At 67.6% G+C, this 8,430-nt stretch carries 8 protein-coding genes and 1 tRNA gene; 4 read left to right on the top strand and 5 right to left on the bottom strand.

The window, feature by feature from the left end:
• Positions 1–77: 77 nt before the first annotated feature.
• The gene (locus AB4Y86_RS06555; RefSeq protein ID WP_441401179.1) at positions 78–422 is read right to left on the bottom strand and encodes a DUF2516 family protein; all 345 of its coding nucleotides are present in this window, start codon (positions 420–422) and stop codon (positions 78–80) included.
• Between the two features lie 9 nt (positions 423–431).
• Entirely contained in the window at positions 432–1,616 is a 1,185-nt protein-coding gene (locus AB4Y86_RS06560) for a trans-sulfuration enzyme family protein (RefSeq protein ID WP_441401181.1), read from the bottom strand.
• Between the two features lie 89 nt (positions 1,617–1,705).
• Between AB4Y86_RS06560 and tmk the strand changes: the two genes are divergently transcribed.
• From tmk to AB4Y86_RS06580, 4 genes are all read left to right on the top strand, one after another.
• Positions 1,706–2,374: a dTMP kinase gene (gene tmk / locus AB4Y86_RS06565; protein WP_441401183.1), complete on the top strand. Its 669-nt coding sequence runs from the start codon at positions 1,706–1,708 to the stop codon at positions 2,372–2,374.
• Positions 2,371–3,513, top strand: coding sequence for a DNA polymerase III subunit delta' (locus AB4Y86_RS06570; protein WP_441401184.1), 1,143 nt, complete (start codon positions 2,371–2,373; stop codon positions 3,511–3,513). The genes tmk and AB4Y86_RS06570 overlap by 4 nt, the downstream gene beginning before the upstream one ends.
• A gap of 61 nt (positions 3,514–3,574) precedes the next feature.
• Positions 3,575–5,158 (top strand): alpha/beta hydrolase, encoded by a 1,584-nt coding sequence (locus AB4Y86_RS06575; protein WP_441401186.1) that lies wholly within the window; start codon positions 3,575–3,577, stop codon positions 5,156–5,158.
• Between the two features lie 102 nt (positions 5,159–5,260).
• Positions 5,261–5,333, top strand: a tRNA-Thr gene (locus AB4Y86_RS06580).
• 280 nt (positions 5,334–5,613) lie between these two features.
• On the opposite strand, the gene AB4Y86_RS06585 is transcribed toward AB4Y86_RS06580, so the two are convergent.
• From AB4Y86_RS06585 to AB4Y86_RS06595, 3 genes are all read right to left on the bottom strand, one after another.
• A complete protein-coding gene (locus tag AB4Y86_RS06585; RefSeq protein ID WP_441401188.1) occupies positions 5,614–6,849 on the bottom strand; it encodes a coiled-coil domain-containing protein in 1,236 nt (411 codons plus the stop codon).
• A gap of 358 nt (positions 6,850–7,207) precedes the next feature.
• Positions 7,208–7,903, bottom strand: a complete 696-nt coding sequence (locus AB4Y86_RS06590) for an NINE protein (protein ID WP_441401190.1) — start codon at positions 7,901–7,903, stop codon at positions 7,208–7,210.
• Positions 7,904–8,222: 319 nt separating this feature from the next.
• Positions 8,223–8,430, bottom strand: a 208-nt coding sequence (locus tag AB4Y86_RS06595) for a hypothetical protein (protein ID WP_441401192.1), incomplete at its 5' end; no start/stop codon positions are given.

An 8,430-nucleotide genomic window follows, 5' to 3' on the forward strand; every position in this document is an offset into this window, starting at 1 on the left:
GTGCAGGACGGCCCGACGCGCTGGCGCCTGGGCGAGCTCACCGTCGGCTGGGACGCCGTGGCGCCCCGGTAATTAGGTCACCAACCGGCGTTGCGGCTGCCGCCGCGGCCCGCGTCCTTGACCGCGGGGCGGACGTCGGCGAGGTACACGGATGCCGCCACCACGGCCGCGAGGCCAAAGAGCCCCAGTGCGTTGACCGGGCTGCCGCCGCGGTAGGTAAGGACGGCGATGGCCCCCACGGCCAGGGCCACGCCGGTCAGGGCGAGCCAGAAGGTCTTGGTCCGCTTGGACACCGCCTCGAAGGCGTTGGCCTGGTGCCGCACGCAGTCGAAGAACGCCCAGATCTCCAGGCCAAGGGAAATGAGCAAGATGACCACGCTTACGCCGAAGTCGGCATAAACAACCAGAATTCTTCCGTCCATCCCCCCAGCCTAGCCGTCCAGTGTTGCGAAGGCCCGCTGCAAATCGGCCCAGAGGTCCTCCACATTTTCAATGCCGACGCTGAGCCTGACCAGATTCTCCGGCACGCTGGCCGGCTCCGCTGTGTGTCGGCGGCGCCGCTCGATCAGCGATTCGACTCCGCCCAGGGAGGTAGCGGGCAGCCAAAGCTGCAGGGCCCGGATCATCCGGTCGGCGGCGTCCGCGCCGCTGAGGTCCCCCACCGGCGCCATCTCGATGCACAGCACGGACCCGAAGCCTTTCATCTGCGCCTTGGCCCGTTCATGTCCCGGGTCCGAGGCGAGTCCGGGGTACCGGATGCTGCCGACCCGCGGGTGCCGACTCAGCCGGTCAGCGAGCAGCGCCGCGGACGCCTGCGAGCGCTCGATCCGCACGGCCAGGGTGCGCAGTCCCCGCAGCGCCAGCCACGCCTCGAACGGGCCGGCGATGCCCCCGTGGATGGTGCGGTGGTGCAGCAGCCTGGCGTRCAGCTCGGCGTCGGACGTCACCAAAGCCCCCAGCACGACGTCGGAGTGGCCGGCGAGGTACTTGGTAACCGAGTGCAGGACGACGTCGGAACCCAGGCTGAGCGGCTGCTGCACGAGCGGGGTGGAGAAGGTGTTGTCGGTGACGACCAGAGCCCCGGCCGCGTGTGCCGCCGCGGTGAGCGCACGGATGTCCGCGACGCCGAGCATCGGGTTGGTGGGGCTCTCCAGCCACAGCATGCTGGCGGGTTTTCCGTCCGCGGGGGCGAGTTGCGCCAGCACGGCGTCGGTGTCCGCGATGTCCACGGTGCGCAGTTCCAGCGCGCCCTTTTGCGCCAGCTCCGTCGCCATCACCAACGAACCGGCGTAGCTGTGCGACGGCATCACCAGCACACCCTGCACCGGAACCAGGGACAGCGCCGAACTGACGGCGGCGAGCCCCGAGGCGTACAGCAGGCCCGGCAGCGTGGCCCCCTCGAGTTGTGCCAGGGCCTGCTCGAACGGGTCCCAGGTGGGGTTGGAATAGCGGCCGTAGCCGCGGTCGCCGGGACCCAGCGGGCCGGTGCCGAAAAAGGTCGAGGACAGCACGATCGGCGGGTTGACCGGGGCGTCGCGGTCCCGCGGCGGACGGCCAGCCGCCACCACCACGGTTTCGGCGGAGAGCGAGGCTGCCTGTTCTTCGGAGAGACTCATGGTGACAGGGTACTTCGGCAGCCGGGCCGGCCCCGTACAGCGTTACGGGCAGGCCCCATTGTGTCTGTGATTGTCGGTAGGCTAGAGCGGTGACTACCCAAACTCCCGGACCGTTCCCCGGACTGTTCATTGCCTTTGAGGGCGGCGACGGCGCCGGCAAGTCCACCCAGGCGGCGGAACTCGCGCGGGCGCTCGAGTCACGCGGGCTGACGGTCTTGCGGACCAGGGAACCGGGCGGCACACCGATCGGCGAGAAGCTGCGGTCCCTGGTGTTGGATCACGGTCACGGTCACATCGATGCGCATACCGAGGCCCTGATCTTCGCGGCCTCCCGCGCCGCCCACGCCGCCCAGGTCCTCCGTCCCGCGCTGGAACGGGGCGAAGTGGTCCTCACTGACCGGTACATCGACTCCTCGGTGGCCTACCAGGGTGCCGGCCGGCACCTCGGCACGGAGGCCGTGGCGGGGATCAACGATTGGGCCACCTCCGGCCTGCAGCCCGACCTGACGGTCCTGCTCGACGTCGACCCCGCAGACGGCCGGCGACGGCGGACCGCCGGGGACGCCGCGGAGGACCGGCTCGAATCCGAGGCTGACGAGTTCCATGCCACGATCCGCGCCGCTTTCCTGGCGCTGGCCGCGGCCCGGCCAGGGAAGTACCTGGTCCTTGCGGCGCACCTGCCCGTACAGGAACTTGCCGACCAGATTTTGGAGCGGGTCGAGGCGCTGCTCGCGCTCCGCCAGGGCAGCTCGGCATGAGTGTCTGGGACGATCTTCAGGGCCAGCCCGCCGTCGTCGCCCAACTGCGCCAGGCGGCCGAGGGCGACGGGCTCACGCATGCGTGGCTGTTCACCGGGCCGCCGGGGTCGGGCCGGTCCAACGCCGCGAAGGCCTTCGCCGCCGCGCTGAACTGCGACCAGGAGGACGTGGCTAACCGGGGCTGCGGCGTCTGCGCGGCCTGCCAGACCATCGTGGGCGAGACGCATTCCGACGTCACCTTCGTGCGGACCGAAAAGGTCACCATCACCATTGACGAGGCGCGGGAGCTGGTCTCGAGCGCGGGCAACCGGCCGTCCTCCGCCCGGTGGCGGATCATCGTGGTCGAGGACGCGGACCGCATGGCGGAACGCACCACCAACGTGCTGCTCAAAGCCATCGAGGAACCCACCCCGCGCACCATCTGGATGCTGTGCGCCCCGTCCCCCGCGGACGTGCTGGTCACCATCCGCTCCCGCTGCCGTCCGGTGGCGCTGCGGCTGCCGCCGGCCGCCGACGTCGCGGCGCTGCTGGTCAAGCGCGACGGCGTCGACCCGGACGTCGCCGAACGCGCGGCCCGGGCCGCGCAAAGCCACGTGGGGATCGCCCGGCGGCTGGCCCGGGATCCCGAGGCACGGGAGCGCCGGCTGGAGACCGTGCGGTTCCCGCTGCAGCTGCGCGGCGTCACCGCGGCCGTGATGATGGCGGACAAGCTGGTCAAGATAGCCACCGAGGAAGCCAACAGTTCCAATGACGAGCGGGATGCAGCCGAGAAGGCCGCACTGCTCGCCACGCTTGGCGCGCCCGAAAGCGGCCCGCTCCCTGCCGCCATGCGCRGCCAGGTMAAACAGCTYGAGGAYGACCAGAAGCGGCGCGCCAARCGCTCCGTGACCGACTCGCTTGACCGCACGCTGACCGACCTGTTGTCCTTTTACCGGGATGTGCTGATCATTCAGATGGGGAACGCCGTTGAACTGGTCAACATCGAGCTCAGGAGCGAACTCCAGGAATTTGCCGGACGATCCACGGCCGAGGTGACGCTGGCCCGCATGGACGCCATCAACAAGGCCCGCACCCGGATTACCACCACCAACGTCGCCCCGCTGCTGGCGATAGAGTCCATGGCTACCAGCCTGGTCTGACCCGACAGCAAGCGCTCGACCCGCCTCGACTCGCAGAGTTTCACGCCCCAAGGAGAACCGCATGACGCCAGCACCACCACGGCCCGCAGGCCGCCGATCCGTGGGGTGCAAGGTGCGGTCGGCCGCCGCCTTGGCGCTAGGCCTGGTGCTGGCCCTGGTGCTGTCTTCCTGCACAATGTTCGGCCCCAGCGACGGCGGCTCGAAAAGCGCTGCCGCCCAGCCCGATCCGTCGATCGCCGCCGCGGCGCCCGCCGAGTTGCGGAGCTTCTACTCCCAGCAGCTCAGCTGGTCGCGCTGCGAGGGGGACTTTCAGTGTGCCAAGGTCAAGGTCCCGGTGGACTACAGCAAGCCCGACGGCGGCACGATCGAACTCGCGGCCCTCAAACTGGCCGCGAAGGGCGGCAACAAGAAGGGCAGCCTGCTGGTAAACCCGGGCGGACCCGGCGGCTCCGGCTACGACTTTGTCAGGGACGCAGGCTCCACGAACATTTCGGAAAAGGTGCGCGCGAATTTCGACGTCGTCGGCTTCGACCCGCGCGGGGTGAAGCGCTCCGCGCCGGTAACCTGTCTGACCGACCAGGAACGCGACGCGTCCCGCGCCAAGATCTACAACCTGGACACCGACGCCGGCCTGGCCGAAGCGTTCGCGGACAACAAGGCGATTGCCGCCAAGTGCGCCGAGAAGACCGGGCCGGTACTGGCCCACGTGGACACCGTCAGCGCCGCGAAGGACCTGGACATCCTCCGCGGTGTCCTGAACGACACGAAACTCAACTACCTCGGCTACTCCTACGGCACGTTCCTTGGTTCCACCTACGCCTCCCTGTTCCCGGACAACGTGGGACGGATGGTCCTGGACGGCGCCCTGGACCCCTCGCTCAGCTACGAGGAGTTGACCAGCGGCCAGGCGAAGGCCTTCGAGAAGGCGATCCGGTCCTACGTGACCAAATGCCTCCAAGGCAGCGGCTGTCCGTTCAGCGGCACCCCGGACGACGCCATCAAACAGATCCAGGCGATCATCGCTGCGGTGGAAGCAGCACCGGAGACCGCCAAGGACGGCCGGGTGGTCAACGCGTCCATGTTCGTCAGCGGCTTCATCCTGCCGTTCTACAACGACACCAACTGGCCCGTACTCACCCAGGCCCTGGCCAGTGCGATGAAGGGCGATGTGTCGCCGATGCTGCGGCTGTCCGACTTCGGCGCGGACCGGGAACCGAACGGGACCTACTCGGCGAACTCCACGTTCGCCTTCAACGCCATCAACTGCCTCGACTACCCGATGTCTGCCGACCCGGCCGCGATGCGCGCCGAGGAGAAGCAGCTCCGGCAGGACTCCCCCACCCTGGGCTATTACTTCGCCTACGGCGGCACGAGCTGCCGGGACTGGCCCTACAAGAACGTCCGCACCCCGGCGCCGGCGGAATACAAGGGCTCGGCGGACATCGTGGTGGTGGGCACCACCGGGGACCCCGCCACGCCGGTTGAGTGGGCCAGCGCCCTGCGCAAGCAGCTGGGCACGGCGTCGCTGCTGACCTGGAAGGGCGAGGGCCACACCGCCTACGGACGCTCCAACAGCTGTATTGGGAATGCTGTGGACGGGTACCTCGTGGACGGCAAGACGCCGGCTGACAACACCGTCTGCTGAGCCCTGCAGGGTCCCGCGCGGCTCATTTTGACCCGGGTGCGGGGACTCCATTACAGTTATCTCTTGCATGATCCGCCCGGTTCGCCGGAGTTTCAGGCGGTTGCTTCCTTAGCTCAGTTGGTAGAGCGTCTCACTCGTAATGAGAAGGTCGCCAGTTCGATTCTGGCAGGAAGCTCGGGAAGAACCCCGTATTTCCGTTGCTTCAGCGACGATACGGGGTTTTTTGCTGGCTCGGCTGAGATCGCCGCATGAGGCCGGGGCACACTTTCCGACTCCGCGACCTTCGAGGCCCTGACCTAGGTGCGTCTGGCGCAGCTCTCCGGAGTCTGGAACGCCGTCGAGATGACTGACACACCGGCGACGCACGCCGCAGAGCGCCGGACCGGAGTCAACTCCGCCGCGGCCGGTCAGGCATAGCTCAGGCCGCCACTGCGGTTAGAGCGGCCAGGGCAAGGTCAGTACCAGTTGTTGGATGTCTCGTGGTCCCAGGCACCGCAGGGTGAGCCGTATCGGCCCGCGATATAGCCGAGCCCCCAGTCAATCTGGGTGCGGTAGTTGGTCAGCCAGTCGGATCCGGTGGACGAATACTTCTCCGGCGGGAGCGCTTGCGCAACACCGTAAGCGCCGCTGGAGGGGTTCGTGGCGTTGGTCATCCAGCTCGACTCCTGGTTCCACAGCTTGAGCAGACAGGCCATCTGGTCGCCGCCCCAGCCGTGTGAACTTAGGCGGCCGGAGGCGTACGCCTGCGCGCCGCCCGGATCGTTGGCGGCGCCGCCGGGGACGTCGGGCATCACCACGTCGGCCGGGGGACGCGGGGACACAGGCGAAGAAGCTGCCGCAGCCGCCGCGGCCGCTGCAGAGGCCGCCGCGGCAGCAGCCGCTGCGCGCTGGCGGGCCTCCTGTTGCGCCTCGTAGGCTGCCTGCGCTTCTACGCCGGCGCGGTAATTCTGTTCGACGGTTGCGCTGGTGTCCTTCAGGGCCGCCAGCTGTGCGGTGAGGGTGCCGCTGTATTTCTTTTCCTCCTCCACCTTCTGCTGGGTCGCTCGTTGGGCGTCCTGTGCGGCGCCTAGTTTCGTCTGCGCTTCGCCGGTAAGCCGCTGGTTTTCGGCCTGCTCCACCGCCTGCTGCTCATCCAGGGACGAGGCGACTGCCTCCGCGGCACGCGAACTGTTGTAGATGTCGGTGGTCCGCTGGGCGACGATCTGCATCACGTCCAGCTTCTGCAGCCCGTCCCTGCTCTGCAGCGTGTCCATCACTGCGAAGGGTCCCAGGTTGGCACCCCCGGTCATGTAGTCCTGGGCTGCGAGGTTCCCTGTTTGCCGCCTGAGTTTCACCACCGTGGCATGGGCCGTGTCGGTCTTTTCTTTCAGCGCGGCCAGTTTCGCTGTTGAGGCATCAAGGTTGTTGTGGGCCAGGGCGTAGGCCAGGCCCGCTGTGACCGCGGCGGCGCCGAGTGAGGAGGCCTGCTGCTCCAGTCCGTCGAGAAGGCCGTTTATCTTCTGGATCTCGGCGGTCTTTGCGTCGGCATTGTCTTTGGCGGCCTGGACGTCGGCCCACGACGGGTAGCCGGACGGTGGAGTGTCATCCGCACTCGCCGTCGGCACAGCAGTTACGGCCAGCAGCGCGACCGTCGTCAGCGCGGCGCAGACTTTGCCGAGAGGAACTTTCAACGTAACCGTGAACCTGAACATATCCAGCAGAGCCTACTCGATGGTGCTGGGGGAACCCGGCAGCGGCCTCCGGCGAGGGCCGAATCCTATAGCGGACGTCGGCCGTCTTCGCCCCCTCCGCATGGCGGACGAAACCGGCTGGGGTCTTCCCCTCGGTGGCCCATACACAGGGTGCATGGCACAACGGCGGATGGGCTAGGGGCGGCCGGCTGGTCCGACCGCCCCTAGGTGGCACTACTTGGTGTCCGGCACGTTCCAGAAGATCAGGTCGTGCCCGTGGCAGGCTTCGTGGTCGCCGCGGATGTCGGCTCCCTTGGTGCCCTGCCATGGATGATTTCAGTCAGCATGTCCCACGGGTTTGTTATCGATACGGCGGTGCTCAGTCGCGGAGCGGCACACCTTGGGCGTCGACGCGGAAGTGCGCAGCGCCGGCGATGATCATGATGCCCTCCACGACACCCCACAGGGCAACGAGGCCGAAGGTAAAGGCGCCCAGCACGATGGTCAGGACGAGCTGGATAACCGCGATCTTAGTGAAGCCCAGGTAGAAGCGGTGGATGCCCAGGCCGCCCAGGAAGATGCCAAGGAGCCCGGCGACGAGCTTGGACTTCGGCTGCGGGTAGCCGTAGGCCGGGTTCGGCATCGGCGGCTGGGCCGGGTACTGGACGTGCTGCTGGGGCGCCTGCGGGTATCCCTGGGACTGGGGCTGCCCTGCGTAAGGCTGCTGCGGCGCCGCCGAGTAGCCGTGTTGCTGCGGTGCGGCCGAGTAGCCCGGCTGCTGCGGCGCCGCCGAGTAGCCCTGGTACTGGGACTGCCCGGCGTACGGCTGCGCGGGGCCCGCGTAGCCCTGCGGCTGAGCCTGGTAGGGCTGTTGCCCCTGGGGTCCGGCCGGGTACTGCTGGCCTGGGAACGAAGGAGCCGCCGGCGGCTGGAAGCCTTCCGGAGGAACGGCCTTGGGGTCAGGATGGGGCTGGGTCACGGTGGTGCCTTTCGGTGAGGTGATGATGCAGCCCACGACGCCGGGCGGCAGCACCGTCAACGACGGCTCCCCCAAGAATCCATGTGCCGTCATCATTCTGACGGAACAAATCTGTTTATGGCGCAACCACACGCTAAGCACCCGTTGGCACCAACAAACTATTGGCCATTGACACGCTATTGGGCATTGACACGCGTGCCCGGCGCGGACGTTTAATGGAAGTGGCCCTGTTTTCGGACGACACCCACGGCAGGACAACACGGCCCTTGAAGGCCTAAGCACAATGGCCTCGTAGACCGAGGCCCTTCCGACCGCCGGCGACAGATCCCGGCGGAACATCTCCACATCGCATCCCCTCTACGCACCTTCCCCTGAGACACGCCCGGATTTCCCGTGGACCCACCAGGCCGRCAGGTTATCTTGGTGCGGATCGAGTGAGGCCGTAAACCCTCAGTAAAGGAAACATTCCCATGCATACGATTACCCGCGTGATCGGAACAGCCGCTGTGACAGCTGCCTTGGGTTTGGGCGTCAGTGCCCTCCCCGCCAGCGCGGCGGCTCCGGCTTCTGCCAGCATGTCATCCAACCAAAACTGGTCGGACCACAATAACGACAACAGAAGG

The organism is Arthrobacter sp. 2YAF22_2, assembly GCF_052114645.1.
GTDB lineage: Bacteria > Actinomycetota > Actinomycetes > Actinomycetales > Micrococcaceae > Arthrobacter.

Excerpts from the sequence above, each read along its gene's own strand:
- AB4Y86_RS06555 (WP_441401179.1), bottom strand. The coding sequence starts at position 422 with ATGGACGGAAGAATTCTGGTTGTTTATGCCGACTTCGGCGTAAGCGTG.
- AB4Y86_RS06575 (WP_441401186.1), top strand. The coding sequence starts at position 3,575 with ATGACGCCAGCACCACCACGGCCCGCAGGCCGCCGATCCGTGGGGTGC.
- AB4Y86_RS06585 (WP_441401188.1), bottom strand. The coding sequence starts at position 6,849 with ATGTTCAGGTTCACGGTTACGTTGAAAGTTCCTCTCGGCAAAGTCTGC.
- AB4Y86_RS06590 (WP_441401190.1), bottom strand. The coding sequence starts at position 7,903 with ATGATGACGGCACATGGATTCTTGGGGGAGCCGTCGTTGACGGTGCTG.